Origin of the sequence: Dolichospermum sp. FACHB-1091, assembly GCF_014697585.1 — a bacterium.
Classification (GTDB): domain Bacteria; phylum Cyanobacteriota; class Cyanobacteriia; order Cyanobacteriales; family Nostocaceae; genus Dolichospermum.
Genome location: NZ_JACJSB010000010.1, coordinates 1 through 16,700, shown reverse-complemented (window position 1 = coordinate 16,700; position 16,700 = coordinate 1). Strand labels below are relative to the sequence as shown.

The 16,700-nt window shown below is 37.9% G+C and carries 8 protein-coding genes and 1 pseudogene; 6 read left to right on the top strand and 3 right to left on the bottom strand.

Features of this window, described 5'->3' with window-relative positions; translation table 11 throughout:
- The first annotated feature begins 129 nt into the window (after positions 1-129).
- Positions 130-894 carry an ABC transporter ATP-binding protein gene (locus H6G25_RS08155; protein ID WP_199319694.1) on the top strand — a complete coding sequence of 255 codons (765 nt, stop codon included), beginning with the start codon at positions 130-132 and terminating at the stop codon, positions 892-894.
- A gap of 135 nt (positions 895-1,029) precedes the next feature.
- Here H6G25_RS08155 and H6G25_RS08150 read toward each other — a convergent pair.
- A pseudogene (locus tag H6G25_RS08150) lies at positions 1,030-1,140 on the bottom strand (ATP-binding cassette domain-containing protein); the annotation flags it as partial.
- Positions 1,141-1,232: 92 nt separating this feature from the next.
- Between H6G25_RS08150 and H6G25_RS08145 the strand changes: the two are divergent.
- The 4 genes from H6G25_RS08145 (at position 1,233) to atpC (ending at position 5,783) form a co-directional block, all read left to right on the top strand.
- Positions 1,233-2,672 carry a GTP-binding protein gene (locus H6G25_RS08145; RefSeq protein ID WP_190392051.1) on the top strand — a complete coding sequence of 480 codons (1,440 nt, stop codon included), beginning with the start codon at positions 1,233-1,235 and terminating at the stop codon, positions 2,670-2,672.
- A 95-nt stretch (positions 2,673-2,767) separates the two neighbouring features.
- Positions 2,768-3,430, top strand: a complete 663-nt coding sequence (locus H6G25_RS08140; protein WP_190392050.1) for a methyltransferase type 11 — start codon at positions 2,768-2,770, stop codon at positions 3,428-3,430.
- Between the two features lie 391 nt (positions 3,431-3,821).
- Entirely contained in the window at positions 3,822-5,270 is a 1,449-nt protein-coding gene (gene atpD, locus H6G25_RS08135; protein ID WP_190392049.1) for a F0F1 ATP synthase subunit beta, read from the top strand.
- Between the two features lie 99 nt (positions 5,271-5,369).
- Complete coding sequence (atpC, locus tag H6G25_RS08130) at positions 5,370-5,783, top strand: ATP synthase F1 subunit epsilon (protein ID WP_190392048.1); 414 nt, start codon at positions 5,370-5,372, stop codon at positions 5,781-5,783.
- Between the two features lie 312 nt (positions 5,784-6,095).
- Here atpC and H6G25_RS08125 read toward each other — a convergent pair whose 3' ends face one another.
- On the bottom strand, positions 6,096-9,878 hold the full coding sequence (locus tag H6G25_RS08125) for a TaqI-like C-terminal specificity domain-containing protein (RefSeq protein WP_190392047.1): 3,783 nt from the start codon (positions 9,876-9,878) through the stop codon (positions 6,096-6,098).
- A gap of 411 nt (positions 9,879-10,289) precedes the next feature.
- On the opposite strand from H6G25_RS08125, the gene H6G25_RS08120 reads away from it, so the two are divergent.
- Positions 10,290-12,380, top strand: a complete 2,091-nt coding sequence (locus H6G25_RS08120) for a flotillin family protein (protein ID WP_190392046.1) — start codon at positions 10,290-10,292, stop codon at positions 12,378-12,380.
- A 465-nt stretch (positions 12,381-12,845) separates the two neighbouring features.
- Here the strand turns inward: H6G25_RS08120 and H6G25_RS08115 are convergent.
- Positions 12,846-16,700: Calx-beta domain-containing protein (locus tag H6G25_RS08115; protein ID WP_190392045.1), on the bottom strand; the 3,855-nt coding region annotated here is incomplete at its 5' end.

Here is a 16,700-nt window from a genome sequence, read left to right as displayed (position 1 = left end):
CACCATCTTGAATTTTATTGCTATCCTGGAACCATTTTTTTGAAAATGAGAATTGCTGGGTTTTAATTAATCTTCACACAAACAGCAATCTGTACGCTACAATGGTAGTTCGCATGAGGATAAATCTTTATGGATAAAACTATTACAATAAGTGATACGAATACTCTCCAGACTGCATCAGAATCAGCAATTATTTGTTTAGAGGATATTTTCAAAGTTTATGGAATTGGAGATATAGAAGTTAAAGCACTTAATCAGGTGAATTTGGTAATTGAAAAAGGTGAATATTGTTCGATTATGGGACCTTCTGGTTCGGGGAAATCCACAGCCATGAATATTATCGGTTGTTTAGATCGTCCTAGTCAGGGAAGTTATTATTTAGATAATTTGAATGTCGCGCAAATGAGTGATACAGAATTGGCGCATATTCGTAATAAAAAACTAGGGTTTGTCTTTCAACAATTCCATTTATTAAACCAATTAACAGCCTTAGAAAATGTCATGTTACCAATGGTATATGCTGGTGTTAAACCTGGGGAAAGAAAAGAACGAGCCACAGAAGCATTAATCAAAGTCGGGTTAGAAAAACGCCTCAATAATAAACCGACCCAATTATCAGGGGGACAACAACAAAGAGTAGCGATCGCTCGCGCCATTGTCAACCGTCCCGTTGTTCTCCTGGCTGACGAACCCACCGGCGCACTTGATTCTCACACTACCCAAGAAGTATTAGATTTATTTAGTGAACTTAATAGTAGTGGGATTACTGTTGTTATCGTCACCCATGAATCAGAAGTTGCGCGTCAAACTAAGCGCATTGTTTGGTTTCGTGATGGTGAAGTTGTTCATTCTCATCTTACTCCCAATGAATTACATCAAGTTGTTATATCTTAAGTTTTCTTATATATAGGACTTACGCACAAGTCACGGAATAATGAACCACGTTCGCGGAGCGTCCCGTCAGGGATAGGAACGAAGAGAACGAAGAAGAGAGGGTTTGAGAGATATTTTGCGTAAGTCCTGATATATTGCGGATGTTGGTTCATCTAACACCAAGATATCAGCCTGCGATCGCATAAAAGCACAAGACAAAGCAATTTTCTGCCACTGTCCCCGAGAAAGTTCCTGTTCTCCCTTAAATTCCACATTCCACACTTCACAATGTAGTATGAGCCTTTTCAAGAATTATTCTTAATAATGGTGAAATAATTAAGTATTAAAACTTAAAAAAAATGAATAATATACCTAAATCCTTCCCCAACCGGGAAGAAGAACTAGACAGCGCCATTTTTACCTTTGACGATATCCAAGCGGAACTTAATTACAAACAAGCCAAAACCGCATTACGAAACTTAGTGAATAATCTGGATCTTTCTCCTGGGGAAAAATTAGGTTTAGAAGCTGAAATTCACGATTTGGAAACTATGCTAGATAAATTAGAAAGCATGGTAGTCCAAATTGCTGCTTTTGGGATGGTAGGACGTGGTAAATCTTCTCTTCTTAATGCTTTAGTTGGGGAAGAGGTCTTTGTTACTGGTCCTTTACATGGTGTGACTCGTGATGCTCAAATGGTAAATTGGAGTATTAGTGAAGAAGTTTTGGGAACTTTGAAAGCTACATTACCTAGCAACGGCCAATCTCAAGTGGAATTAATTGATACTCCCGGATTAGATGAAGTAGACGGTGAAACTCGCGCCGCTTTGGCTGAACAAATCGCTAAACAAGCTGATTTAATTCTGTTTGTGATTGCAGGAGATATGACTAAAATTGAACAACTAGCTTTATCTCAATTACGAGAAGTAGGTAAACCGATAATTTTGGTCTTTAATAAAGTTGATCAATATCCTGAAACTGACAGAATTACAATTTACGAAAAAATTCGAGATGATAGGGTACGAGAATTACTTTCACCAGCAGAAATTGTCATGGCTTCTGCTGCTCCATTGGTGAGAATTGCAGTACAAAATTCTGATGGTACTAGAAGTGTAAAATTGAAAAAAGGTAAGTCGCAAGTTGAAGAACTAAAATTAAAAATTTTGGAAGTTCTCCACCGTGAAGGTAAGGCTTTAGTGGCTTTAAATACTATGCTTTATGCTGATCATGTGAATGAGCAATTGATAGAACGAAAATTAATAATTAGGGAAGAAAATGCTAATCAGTTGATTTGGAAAGCAGTAATTACTAAGGCATTGGCCATCGCCCTCAATCCTGTTACAGTAGTTGATATATTAAGTGCTGTCATTATAGATATTTCCTTAATTTTAGGTTTATCTAAACTTTATGGTATCCCTATGACAGAAACTGGTGCTGTCAAATTACTCCAAAAAATCGCTGTGAGTATGGGTGGTATTGGTGCTAGTGAACTATTCGCAAATCTTGGTTTAAGTGGTTTAAAAACTTTGTTAGGAATCTCAACAACAGCAACCGCAGGAATGACAATTGGACCCTATTTATCCATAGCTATTACTCAAGCAGGAGTAGCTGGTGTCTCTTCTTATGGTATTGGACAAGTTACTAAAGCTTATTTAGCAAATGGTGCAAATTGGGGACCAGATGGACCAAAAGCAGTAGTTAATCAAATTCTCTCAACTTTAAATGAAACTTCGATTTTAAACCGCATTAAAGATGAATTATTGATCAAAGTTAAACTGAGAAAAAAAATCTCAAATTAATCTCAAATTAATCTCAAATTTATGAATATATCTTATGAGTAAAAAATATCCTGATTTTCGTTTAAGATAGTCAAATTACATGACATTAAATCATTATGTTCAGAGAAGAAGCTAAGTGGTTAGCAAATATTATCTATTCTCTCAATCCTAACAGTGTATTCCCTATGCTAAATATTGGTAGTTCTAACAAAAAATTTAGAGAAGAAGAACAACCCTGGATTGATGAGTTATTATTCAAACCTGCCAGAACAAAAGGCTACTCAGTAATTCATACGGACATAAAAAATGATATAGGTGTTGATCTCGTCGGAGACTTATGCAACCTTGATTTTTTAAAGAAACTTTCAGAAATGAATATTCAATCTGTTATCTGTTCTAACCTATTGGAACACATCAATAACAGAGAAGAAATAAGTAAAATTATTAGCTCTATTGTCCCTAAAAATGGCTATCTTTTCGTGACGGTTCCCTATAAATATCCTTATCACTGCGATCCTATTGATACAATGTTTCGACCCAGTATCCAGGAATTAAGTAGCCTGTTTCCCGATTTCAAAATTGTCAATGGGGAAATTCTCCCAGGAGGTTATTTAGTAAAATCAACTACTACTACGCCCATATTGTATACACTAGCGATGTTGATTCGACTTATGTTACCCATTTACCAACCATTGCGTTGGTTTGATTCTCTGAAATATGCTTTATGGCTATTCAAAGATATTTCTGTTACCTGTATTGTGTTGAAAAAAGTTAATTAGGGTTTGCTGATAGCTCGCGTGGTATCTCTCGTTCCCAGTCTCCAGACTGGGAATGCAGTCCTAGAGGTTCTACCTGGGAATAATGAACCATGAAGAAACTTTCAGAGGTTAGTAGCATTAGTATAAAAAAGTCGGTTCTAAATGTGTAATTTATTTTGCAGAATGACTGAAAATCTCAAACTTCGCGCCTTTGCGTCTTGGTGCGAAACATAATTTATAGCTTTTGATACCAGAGATACTCAACTTGTGTAAGAAATCGGAAATCTGTTCTTAATAATGAATTTAAGGCAAAGGTGGAGTCGTTAGGTGCTAACCTAAAAGATGATATCGCTTGATCTGGGGTCTTAAAGAACCCACTTGTGAAAAACAGCTTCAATCATTTAGGCGCAGCATGGTCACCACCGCAGAAAAAACAAACATTGGGTACATTACCCAAATCATTGGTCCAGTTGTAGACGTTAAATTCCCCGGCGGTAAATTACCCCAAATCTACAACGCTTTAACTATCACTGGCACAAACGAAGCTGGACAACAACTGAAATTAACCGTTGAAGTACAGCAACTCCTGGGCGATAACCAAGTCCGGGCTGTAGCTATGAGTACCACAGATGGTTTAGTCCGTGGTTTAGAAGTTGTTGATACTGGCGCTCCTATCAGTGTACCCGTTGGTAAAGCTACCTTGGGACGGATTTTCAACGTTTTGGGCGAACCTGTAGACAACCAAGGTCCCGTAAACGCTGAAGCATCTCTACCTATTCACCGGGACGCTCCTAAATTCACAGAGTTGGAAACCACTCCCTCTGTATTTGAGACCGGTATTAAGGTTGTGGATTTGCTAACACCCTACAGACGCGGCGGTAAAATCGGTCTGTTCGGCGGTGCTGGTGTGGGTAAAACCGTGATCATGATGGAATTGATCAATAATATCGCTACTCAACATGGTGGTGTATCGGTATTTGCTGGTGTGGGTGAACGCACTCGTGAAGGTAATGACCTTTACAACGAAATGATGGAATCTGGAGTTATCAATAAGGATAATCTCAATGAATCCAAAATCGCTCTAGTTTATGGTCAAATGAATGAGCCACCCGGAGCAAGAATGCGGGTTGGTTTATCTGGCTTGACAATGGCTGAGTATTTCCGTGATGTGAACAAGCAAGACGTATTGTTGTTTGTTGATAATATCTTCCGCTTTGTCCAAGCTGGTTCTGAAGTATCGGCGCTTTTGGGTCGTATGCCCTCCGCTGTAGGATATCAGCCTACTTTGGGTACAGATGTGGGTGCTTTGCAAGAACGGATTACCTCTACTACAGAAGGTTCTATTACTTCTATTCAAGCTGTATATGTACCTGCCGATGACTTGACCGATCCTGCTCCTGCAACTACCTTTGCTCACTTAGACGGAACAACTGTATTATCTCGCAGTTTGGCTTCTAAAGGTATCTATCCTGCGGTTGATCCTCTGGGTTCTACTTCTACTATGTTGCAACCTGGCATCGTTGGTAGCGATCATTATGATACTGCACGGGCTGTACAATCTACTCTGCAACGTTACAAAGAATTACAAGACATTATCGCCATTCTTGGTTTAGATGAATTGTCTGAAGAAGACCGTCTGATTGTCGCACGGGCGCGGAAAGTTGAACGGTTCTTGTCTCAGCCTTTCTTTGTCGCTGAGGTATTTACTGGTTCTCCTGGTAAGTATGTGAAGTTGGAAGATACCATTAAAGGATTTAAACAAATTCTTTCTGGTGAGTTGGATGCTTTACCTGAGCAAGCTTTCTACTTGGTAGGTGATATCGAAGAAGCTAAAGCTAAAGCAGAAAAGCTCAAAGGCTAATGGCTAATGGGTAATGGGTAATGGGTAAGAAGTTCCTCCCAATTACCAATTACCAATTACCAATTACCAATTACCAACCATAAGTAGAAACTAAAGAATATGACTCTGACCGTTCGTGTAATTTCCCCAGATAAAATCGTTTGGGATGCTGAAGCTGATGAAGTAGTTTTACCTAGCACTACTGGTCAGTTAGGTGTCCTGAGTGGACACGCCCCCATGTTAACAGCTTTAGATATTGGTGTTATGCGTGTTCGGGCTAATAAAAATGCCAACTGGCAAGCGATCGCTCTTTTAGGCGGTTTTGCTGAAGTTGATGAAGATGAAGTGACAATTCTAGTCAACGGTGCGGAACGGGGCGACACAATTAAACTTGAAGAAGCTCGCACTGCATTTAATAAAGCACAAACTACTCTAAGTCAAGTTAAACCAGAAGATCGTCAAGCACAAATCCAGGCTACAAAAGCATTAAAACGCGCCCGCGCTCGTTTTCAAGCTGCTGGTGGTTTGGTGTAAATTTAATTACAACTGCTGGATTTTCAGGGTGGGCGATTTTGTCCACCCTATTTTATTGGTATTTTATTTTAATTTCATAGCTTTACAGCGTTTTCCGTTCTGATGAGGTACAAAGTTGAATCATGAAACTCTTGTGGTGCGGGCATCTTGCCCGCTAAATACAGGGGTTTCCGCTCTTATAAGGTACATCTTAAGCCCCCTCCTCGCTTGCGGGGAGGGGGTTGGGGGTGGGGTTCTTGTACCTTATAACATCGGGAAGTGCTGTATGTAACACCGGGAATTGCTTTATCTTTTAGATAAGATTTGTGGTGTTTATCCTGCTATAATTTTTATCTCTTCTGCTGTTAGTTCATAAAGTTGATAAACTAACTGATCTATTTCTGCTTCTAATGCAGTTGTATCTGCTTTTGGATCTGATTTTTTAGCAGCGAGGATTTGATTAACTATTGTTTCTAATAACAATTCTTCAGTTTCCGTAGGTTCTTTAATGGGTAACATTTCAATTTTATACTTTTTCCATCTATTTGTACCCATTCCTGTAGTAGTTGAAATCTGGTTAAAATACCATTCTGATAGTTTTGAATTTAAAATTGCTAACAAATATTTAAGTTTTTCACCAGTCATTAAAAATGTAGTAGCTTCAGCATAATAGTTAGAGTCATCAAAAGCAAATTTGGGTTGATCAGAAATTTCACCCCAAACAATTTTAGGTTTATGAAAATCTTCTAAATAAGCGCAATTTCTAAGATTTGTCCAATGCTGACCCTGATCTTGTCGTTGTTTTATTTCAGGAAGAAAAGAAAGCAGATAATTATAGATAAATGGATAATTTTCTTTAACTTTAATTCTCTCAATATTATTTTTTGCAACTCCGTTATGTGTATTAATGAGATAAAATCCAGAAAATTCATAACTATATTTTTTTAAGTCTCTACCTCTTAAAATTGGCTGAATTATTTCAGCAGAATTAGAACTTTCAGCAATTAATTGATTTTTAGTTTCCTCATTGATAATAAAAGCTGCATTTAGTCCAGTAAGCAAACCTCTATTAATATTAATATCAAATTCTTTTAAAAGTTTAGAGGATTGCTCTATTTTTTGTTTCAAACTTACGGTTTCTTGATTACCTATAATCCATTCTGATGTATTAGGTATTATAAATTGAAAACAATTTTTATCGAAATACTCATCTAATGAAGAACCGATAAGATAATTATTATTGAGACTAGCAACATCAAAAAATTCATTAACTTGATCTTTTTTCAAGATGATAATATTTGATTCTACAGTAGCTTCCTCAAAAATTTGCATATCTTCAATATTTAATAAGGTCTGAGGTTGCAGATTTTCAATTAAATACTTTTTCAGTAAATCACCATAAATAGTTTTTAACCAAGAATTAGAAGTAATGTAAGTTAAAAATCCTTCTTTTCTTAATAAACAACTTCCTTTTTCGTAAAACAAGCAATAAATATCTGCACCCTTTGTATAAGTTTGATAATTATTTTGAAAATAAGCCGTTTGATTTTTTTCTTTAATTTTAGATAGTGAAATATAAGGAGGATTTCCAATTACGACATCAAAACCGATAAAATCACCTTCATCATTCAAAACTTCAGGAAATTCAAACCGCCATTCAAAAGCATTTTGATAAAATTTACCGCTTTTTTTATCTTCAATTTCAGCATTGAGTTGATTAATTTCTTGTTCTAACTTTTCTTGCTTTTTTTGACGACTTTTTGCTTCTGCTTTACTTTCTACAAATAATGACTTTTGATCTCGTAAATGACGAAGTTCTGCAATTTTTTGATTTCGTTTCTCTATGTTCGGATCATTGCTACTAATTTCTGTGCTTATATTACCCTTAATATCATTAATTAATCGTTCCATTTCCTGTTTTTGATCTTTATTATCAGGGTGGAGATAGGTTTTTATAGCATTTCTATAACTTTCAATATTCCAATCGCTTTTTTTCAAAATCGTCCGTAAATCCCAATTTAAAGGAAAACGACTAATTAAAGAATTACCAGTTTTAATATTAATATCAATATTTGGTAAAGTTTGTAGTTCTCCTAAATTCCCCTCTCCTTGTAGGAGAGGGGTTAGGGGTGAGGTCTTATAATAAGCATTCTTTAAAAGTTCAATCCACAAACGTAACCGACAAATTTTTACTGAGTTAGGATTTATATCTACACCAAATAAACAATTTTCAATAATTGTCTGTTTTTCATAAAAAAGTGTTTCTTGTATGCGTCTACTTTCTGGATTTTTAGGATTATATGTGAAAAATTTTCCGTCATCATCTGTAATAATTAACTCATCATTTTCGATTTCTAGATGATAATCTCTTAAAGTTCTACCTTGTTTATCAAGTAAAATTTTCAACTCACTTTTAATAGTAATAATTTCATTTAAAGCTGAAACTAAAAAATGTCCAGAACCGACTGCTGGATCACAAATTTTTAAACTATTAATAATCTGATTAGCTTCTTTTTTATCTGTAATTCTATCATATAATTCATCAATATTTTTACAGTTCCAACCTTTAATTTCCCTGAACTTCTGTAAAACTGCTCTGCGGATAGTTTCCCGACACATATACATAGTAATAAAGCCAGGAGTGAAGAAAGAACCATCTTTATAACCGTTAATTTTCTCAAAAATCAATCCTAAAACAGACGCATTAATCAAGGTTTTACTTTCTTCTTGGATTTCTTCTGTACCCTCACTACTAAAATCGTAAGCATCAAGAAATTCAAAAATATATTCTAGTGCTTTTAATTTTCCTGTACGTTTATGATCATGATTATCTTTAAGAACTGTCTGATTAAAAATAGAAAGTTTTTCATCATTGACTAAATTACTAATAACTATTGTTTGATGTTCAATTTCTGATACTTCAAATAAAGAACTATTCAAATAAGGAATATTAGCAACAAGATTTTTTATATGTTTTTCTCTTTCCTCTGGTTTATGAGATAAAACACCAAAAAATAAACGGTTGAGATTACCAAAATCTTGAATTTTTGCTAAATTGAGAAATGCAAAAGACTTATTACCTTGATGATAGTTGATTAATTGAGATTCTAATAATTTTAAAAAGAGAATGCGATTAATCCAAGTAATAACTAATTCTAAACTAACATTAAAAAGTCTGTCTTCAGTATTTTCTCCAAATTGTTCTGAATTTTCTAATCTATCAATCTTGCGTAATTCTTGCAACCGAGTGATAGTATTTTCAATTAATGAACCCTGTTCCCTTTCATGAATTGATTTACGCTGAATTAATTTTTTACTACCTTCTTTAATTTCCGTTAAACCAAGAATGTGTAGTAATTCACTATAAAAGTTTTTATTTAAACTATTACTATCATTAGTAGTAGGTAGTTTCAATAAATGCTGTGGTGAAAACAGCTTAAATAAAGGAATCAGTTTTTGATCATTTTCAGGATTTTGATTAATTAAATACTGTTGATAATCCCTAATATCAAAATGTGTAAAAACTAATTGATTTTGAATTTCATCTATTGCGGGTTGAGCAATTTCTTTATAAAAAAAATCAGTACGAGAATTAGATAGACGTTTTTCTTCAAAATCATTAAATTGCTTGACTAATTGTGTATTCTGAGCAAACAAATTTTCAAAAATTGTCGCATCAAAAACAAACCATTCATAAATATTAGTAGCAATTAAATATCTAATTTCTGGATTTTTATTTGTAATCCGTTCTCGTAAAAAGTATAAAACTAATTGTTGTAATGCTTTAGTATTTAAATTATCAACCTTGAGCATTTCATTGTTATTTACCTTTTTAGCTTCTAAAATCACACCAACACTGCTTTTAGTATCTTTGCCATTATAAATTACTAGGTCATTACTTGCTTTAATATTGATTAAGTAATCAGCACCATAATAGGTATTTTTCAAAAAATCAGTAAGAATATTTTTATGAAATTCCTCTCTTTCATTTTCATCAATTTGATTAATTAGTGTAATCAGATTCCTTTTAAATATCTCAAACTCATTTCTAATTGGTTTAATTCTCAGAAATCCTTTGTTTAATGCTTGTCTAGGTTGAATTTTATTGTTAATCATATTGAATTACCAAAAATTATAAAATAAATAATAATTTTTTTATTAATAAATATTTCTTTTCCTATTGTAGCGATGATAGAGTTCCATTATCCCAAAGAGTGCCATTTAAGGTAGTTGCGTTAACCCAGACGAAGTTATTAGCCATAATAGATACCCCTTTTGGAATTTGTGATTTTGAAAAGAGTTAAAGTAATGTTACGATTGAGTATGGCGTTAATCCCGTTTTTATTCTACCACTAACTTCCCAAAATACTTACATAAATAAAATAAGTTTTGTAAAAAGCAGCTTATAACCGCTTCTTAAAAGGATGAATCAATCTGGTAAAAAATTTAGATAGGATTTAAGGAAACAGGCTGATTCATAGTGAAGTCACAAATTAGATAATTATTTCCCCAATGAGGTACACATATATGAAAAGCTTTCCATTTTCCCTGGGTAAGAGTAAGTACAATAAACTTGTGAGATTGGCTACATCTGCGATCGCTGCCCTATCTTTAATAGGTGGTATTAATGCTGCCCATGCCACTTCCAGAGAAACACTAACAAGAAAAGAAATAAACTCTGTATCAATATCAATCCCAACTAGTCAAACTCAGCCAATAATTACTCAGTCTGTAACCCGCCAAATTCCTTATCAAACGATGGGAATTGAACCTTTGATCATTGTTCCTGTGATTATTATTGGTGGTTGTATTTTCTTCGGTGGACTGGTAGTTATCGGTGAGCGCGAGGTGGGCATTGTTGTCAGAAAATTTACCTTCTCTGGTAAAGTATTACCCCCTAATAGATTAATCGCTTTAAATGGTGAAGCTGGTTTACAAGCAGATACCCTGGCCCCTGGTTGGCACTGGGGTTATTGGCCTTGGCAGTATGCTGTCAAAAAAGAGCCGGTAATCATTGTCCCCCAAGGAGAAATCGCTCTGGTTGTCGCCGCTGATGGGGCTTCTAACCCTCCAGAGCGAATTTTGGGCAAAATTGTCGAATGTGATAATTTTCAAGATGCTCGCAAATTTTTGACCAAAGGTGGCGAAAAAGGACGACAAATTGCTTTTATTACCGCTGGTACTTACCGGATTAACACTGCTCTGTTTAAAGTTATTACCACAGCAAATGCCACTACCCATGGTATGCGTCCAGAACAATTGCGTATTTATGAAGTAGCAGCAGACAAAGTTGGTATTGTCACCACGTTAGATGGTTCACCAATTGCAGCAGGTGAAATTGCTGGACGTTTGATTGGTGGCCATGATAACTTCCAAAATGGTCAAAAATTTATTGATGCTGGGGGACAACGGGGTTTACAAGAACAGGTATTATTATCGGGTTCGTGGAATCTCAACCCTTGGTTGGTAAATATCGAACAAGTACCGATGACGGAAATTCCCATTGGTTATGTCGGTGTGGTGATTTCTTTTGTCGGTGAAGATCAGGAAGATGTCAGTGGTGCGGCTTTTACTCACGGAAACTTAGTCAATCAAGGACACAAGGGGGTTTGGGTTGAACCATTGTATCCAGGAAAACACCCGCTCAATACTAAGGTGATGAAAGTTGAGTTAGTACCGACGACAAATATCGTTTTAAACTTTACTGACAGAATTGTGGGACAGCACGGATATGATACTAATTTGAAGGCGTTAAAACTGCTGTCGTTTGATGGTTTTAGCTTTGATTTAGAGATATTTCAAATTATCCACATTGGGGCTTCAGACGCGCCAAAAGTGATTTCTCGCTTAGGTTCGATGCAAAATGTCATTGACCAAGTTTTACGTCCCATTGTGGGCAATTATTTCCGTAATTCCGCTCAAGAATATACCATTTTGGATTTCTTAATTGCCCGTAGCGAGCGCCAAATAGAAGCTTCTGAATACGTTAAATCTGCTTTGCGTGCCTATGATGTGCAAGCTGTGGATTCTTTAATTGGTTTAATTACGCCCCCGGACGAACTAATGCACACTTTGACAGAACGGAAAATCGCGGAGGAACAACGTAAAACTTACGAAGTGCAGCAAATGGCCGAAACCCAACGACAAATGTTGGTCAGGGAAACAGCATTAGCTGATATTCAGCAAGATTTGGTACAATCAGAACAAGGTGTGACAATAGCCCAATTGCAAGCTAACGCCCAAATTCAGCAAGCAACCGGTGAAGCGGAAGCCATTAAACTGAAAGCTGTCGCGGAGGCTGAAGGTATTCGCGCCACAGGTAACGCTAAAGCGGAAACCTACCTCGCCGGTGTGGAAGCTTTAGGAAAACAAGGTTATACAGCGATGCAGTTAATGCAAATTATAGGCGATCGCAATGTCCGTATTATCCCTGACATTACGGTAAGTAGCAGCAATGGTAATGGTAATAGTAACAGTTTAGTAGATGGTTTACTCTCAATGATTCTCTGGAATCAAACAGGACAAACACAAGCGGAAACAAAGGTATCTAAACCACCATCTCTTCCCAATCCCATTATTATTAAACCTGAACCAGCGAGTCATAACAGTCAGATATAGGTTTAATTTAAGCTGATACAAAAAAGCTAACAAATGCTAACAAGTACCAGCTTTTCTTCTTGCTTCTTCCTGAAATTGTCCGCACTATTTAGAGACGTTTCATGGAACGTCTCCACCACGGTCAACCTGACCGCTTCCTGACTCAAATTGCAACCCGCTGTAAATCTCTATAAATCTCTATCATACTCAAAACCGCAGTTAGGACAGACATAAACGCGATTTCTTAACGGCATCTGAACTTCATCTTGTAATATAGCTTGAATTTTGCTATACAGCACTTCCCGATGTTATGAGGTACAAGAACCCCACCTCCAACCCCCTCCAATATCAAAAGTTTATCCTTTTCTTCCCCCCGCAGCGGGGGGGTTGAGGGGGGTGCGAGGAGGGGGCAAATGAAGTACCTCATAAGAGCGGAAACCCCTATATGTTGGGAGATACAGCATTGCTGTATCCCAAATCAGGAAACTAAGCAATCAAAATAAAATCGCTACTAGCAAGGGTAATATCAAGATTCCCTAAACGAGCAAACTCAAACACCGTTCCTGTACCCAAAATATTACCATCCTGATTATAAAATAAACTACCGGTGCTTTGACTATAAACAATCCGGGCATTACTAGCGTTGACCAATTCATCATCATCAACAACTGCGAAATCAGTTAAAGACTGTCCTAAAGTGTTAGTAATGGCATTGAAAGTTCCCAGACTGAGAGCAATTTTGTCCTGTCCGGCATCAAACTGAGTAATATAATCAACACCTAAACTGCTGCTAAATACCCCATTACCTTGGAAGCGATATTGATCATTACCAGTGCCACCGTTGAGAATATCATCACCGAATCCTCCCCACAAAATGTCATCTCCTCCTAACCCTTGCAGTTGGTCATTACCACTACCGCCATTTAAGGTATTATTTAGAGCATTACCCGTGAGACGGTCATTAGCCGTGCCACCTGTAGCATTTTCAATGACATTATTGGCAGAAAGGATGAGTTTGAGATTGCTATTAACGGTTTGTGATGTAGTGATACCTAAATTTACATTCACAGCAGCAATTGTTCCCGTAAAATCAATAATATCAGTTCCCCCTGTTGCCGTTTCTGTAATTGTGTCAGTTCCCAAAGCACTATTAGCTACAAAAGAATAAGTTTCATTGCCATCAAGACCTGAGAGGGTGTTATTGGCACTGTTACCTGTGAGGATGTTATTACCTGCGTTACCTGTACCGTTGATTGCGGCTGTTCCTGTTAAAGTCAGATTTTCTACGTTGGCTGGTAAGGTGGTGGTAACAGAAGCAGTGAGGGTATCGGTTATGGTTGTAGTTACAGTTTGGCTTATACCCAAGCTGGCATTAGTGGGAGAATTAAGGGTGAGGCTAAAGGTTTCATTAGCTTCATTTATGGAATCATTGAGAATAGGAATATTGATCACTTGACTGGTAACACCAGGGTTAAAGGTAAGAGTTCCGCTGGTGCTGGTATAGTCTGATCCTGCTATGGCTGTCCCGTTAGCAGTCGCATATTGGACGGTAATAGTTTGGGCGCTAGTGTTGGAAAGAGTAACGCTATAAGTAACGTTTTGAGGGTTGGTATTACCTTCAACTATGGTCTGGTTAGCACTGAGGTTAATATTAGGTACTAAATCATCATTGGTAATAGTTCCCGTGACTGCTGTGGTTGTTCCCACTGTGTAACCTGTACCAGCAGCTAATGTTAAGGCTACAGTTTCATCAGCTTCAAAGGTGGTATCTGCTGTGGGGTCTATTGTGAGGGTGGCTGTGGCTGAACCTGCTGCAAAGGTGATGGTTTTTCCTGTTCCTGGTATTGCACCTGTATAGTCTGTACTGTCACCTGTGCCAGTGATGCCATAGTTGACTGTTAAGGCATTCGTTGTTGCTCCTGTACGAGTAAAAGTGTAAACCAGATTGGTTGTACCGTCTTCTGTCACACTGCTAGGAGATGCTGCTAGGGTAATGGTGGGGAAATCATCATTGGTAATAGTTCCCGTGACTGCTGTGGTTGTCCCAATGGTGTAACCTGTACCAGCAGCTAATGTTAAGGCTACAGTTTCATCAGCTTCAACAATTGTATCGGCTGTGGGGTCAATGGTTAAAGTGGCTGTACTTGCACCGGCTGCAAAGGTGATGGTTTTTCCTGTTCCTGGTATTGCACCTGTATAGTCTGTACTGTCACCTGTGCCAGTGATGCCATAGTTGACTGTTAAGGCACTCGTTGTTGCTCCTGTACGAGTAAAAGTGTAAACCAGATTGGTTGTACCGTCTTCTGTCACACTGCTAGGAGATACTGCTAGGGTAATGGTGGGGAAATCATCATTGGTAATAGTTCCCGTGACTGCTGTGGTTGTCCCAATGGTGTAACCTGTACCAGCAGCTAATGTTAAGGCTACAGTTTCATCAGCTTCAACAATTGTATCGGCTGTGGGGTCAATGGTTAAAGTGGCTGTACTTGCACCGGCTGCAAAGGTGATGGTTTTTCCTGTTCCGGGTGTTGCTCCTGTATAGTCGCTACTGTCGGCTGTGCCAGTGATACCATAGTTGACTGTTAAGGCACTGGTGGTGCTTCCTGTACGAGTGAAAGTGTAAATTAGGTTGGCTGTACCGTCTTCTAGAACGCTACTAGGAGATACTGCTAGGGTGACGCTGGGGAAATCATCATTAGTAATAGTTCCCGTGACAGCAGTGGTTGTACCAATGGTGTAACCTGTTCCTGTTGCTAATGTTAAGGCTACAGTTTCATTACTTTCAACAATGGTATCGGCTGTGGGGTCTATGGTTAAAGTGGCTGTACTTGCACCCGCAGCAAAGGTGATGGTTTTTCCTGTTCCTGGTGTTGCTCCTGTATAGTCGCTACTGTCGGCTGTGCCAGTGATACCATAGTTGACTGTTAAGGCACTGGTAGTGCTTCCTGTACGAGTGAAAGTGTAAATTAGGTTGGCTGTACCGTCTTCTAGAACGCTACTGGGTGATACTGCTAGGGTAATGGTGGGTAAATCATCATTGGTAATAGTTCCTGTGACTGCTGTGGTTGTCCCAATGGTGTAACCTGTACCAGCAGCTAGGGTTAAGGCTACAGTTTCGTTAGCTTCAACGGTGGTATCTGCTGTGGGGTCTATTGTGAGGGTGGCTGTGGCTGAACCTGCTGCAAAGGTGATGGTTTTTCCTGTTCCTGGTGTTGCACCTGTATAGTCTATACTGTCACCTGTGCCAGTGATGCCATAGTTAACTGTTAAGGCACTCGTTGTTGCTCCTGTACGAGTAAAAGTGTAAACCAAATTGGTTGTACCGTCTTCTGTCACACTGCTAGGAGATACTGCTAGGGTAATGGTGGGTAAGGCTGCATAAGCAAAGTTACTGCTAGTTAGACTCAAGCCTGTTTGATTTCGGACTATACCAATGAGTTCATCTAGTTCTGTTCCGGGTTTATTGATTAATATTTGAGTGTCCACACCGACAACAGCCAGGAGGTAATTACTGCTTGTTCCTTGCAGTTGAATAATATCTCCGATGTTGAAGTCGGTAATGTCGGCATAGTCGTTACTACCATTAGTTAGAGTATTGCCATCATCATAATAAACCTTGGTAGCATTTCCTAAGATAAAGCGATCGCTCCCAGTACCACCTGTGAGAACATCTATTTCTCCTAATCCTGGTGTCAGGAGTGTTCCGTTAACACCATCAATTGTGTCATTGCCAGTACCACCATTGATAGTGTCATTACCAGCCCCACCATTAATGGTGTCATTACCACTGCCAGTAGTGATAGTGTCATTCTGACTTGTACCAGTAATCTGAAACCGATTTATCCCAGAGAAATCAACTCTGTCTAAGTATTGACCAGTGGAGAGATTAGTTCGATAAGCTGTACCATAAAATCCTTCTGCACCTGCGTAGGTAGATAAGTCCATCCCACTTCCAGTATCACCTATGGAGTAATCAACAATTAGTAAATCATCTCCTGCTCCTCCATCGGCACTGTCAATACCTAATCCAGTGTTTATCGTGTCGTTACCAGCCCCACCGTTAATAGTGTCATTGCCACGAACAACAATATTATTAACTAATCCTGATTGAGTAATCGTATCGTTGCCACTACCTGTCGTGATAGTAAAATTCTCAAAGTTAGTGGCTGTGACAATGCCAGTTAAATTAATTCCAGTAGTGGCATTGTTAATAAGAAGATTGCCAGTTTGAGTGGATAAGTCCAAGGTTAAGGTATCAACACCAGCGCCACCATCAATTGTGTCATTGCCAGTACCACCATTAATTGTGTCATCACCTGCACCGCCATCAATTGTGTCATT

Excerpts from the sequence above, each read along its gene's own strand:
- H6G25_RS08155 (WP_199319694.1), top strand. The coding sequence starts at position 130 with ATGGATAAAACTATTACAATAAGTGATACGAATACTCTCCAGACTGCA.
- H6G25_RS08145 (WP_190392051.1), top strand. The coding sequence starts at position 1,233 with ATGAATAATATACCTAAATCCTTCCCCAACCGGGAAGAAGAACTAGAC.
- H6G25_RS08140 (WP_190392050.1), top strand. The coding sequence starts at position 2,768 with ATGTTCAGAGAAGAAGCTAAGTGGTTAGCAAATATTATCTATTCTCTC.
- atpD (WP_190392049.1), top strand. The coding sequence starts at position 3,822 with ATGGTCACCACCGCAGAAAAAACAAACATTGGGTACATTACCCAAATC.
- atpC (WP_190392048.1), top strand. The coding sequence starts at position 5,370 with ATGACTCTGACCGTTCGTGTAATTTCCCCAGATAAAATCGTTTGGGAT.
- H6G25_RS08125 (WP_190392047.1), bottom strand. The coding sequence starts at position 9,878 with ATGATTAACAATAAAATTCAACCTAGACAAGCATTAAACAAAGGATTT.
- H6G25_RS08120 (WP_190392046.1), top strand. The coding sequence starts at position 10,290 with ATGAAAAGCTTTCCATTTTCCCTGGGTAAGAGTAAGTACAATAAACTT.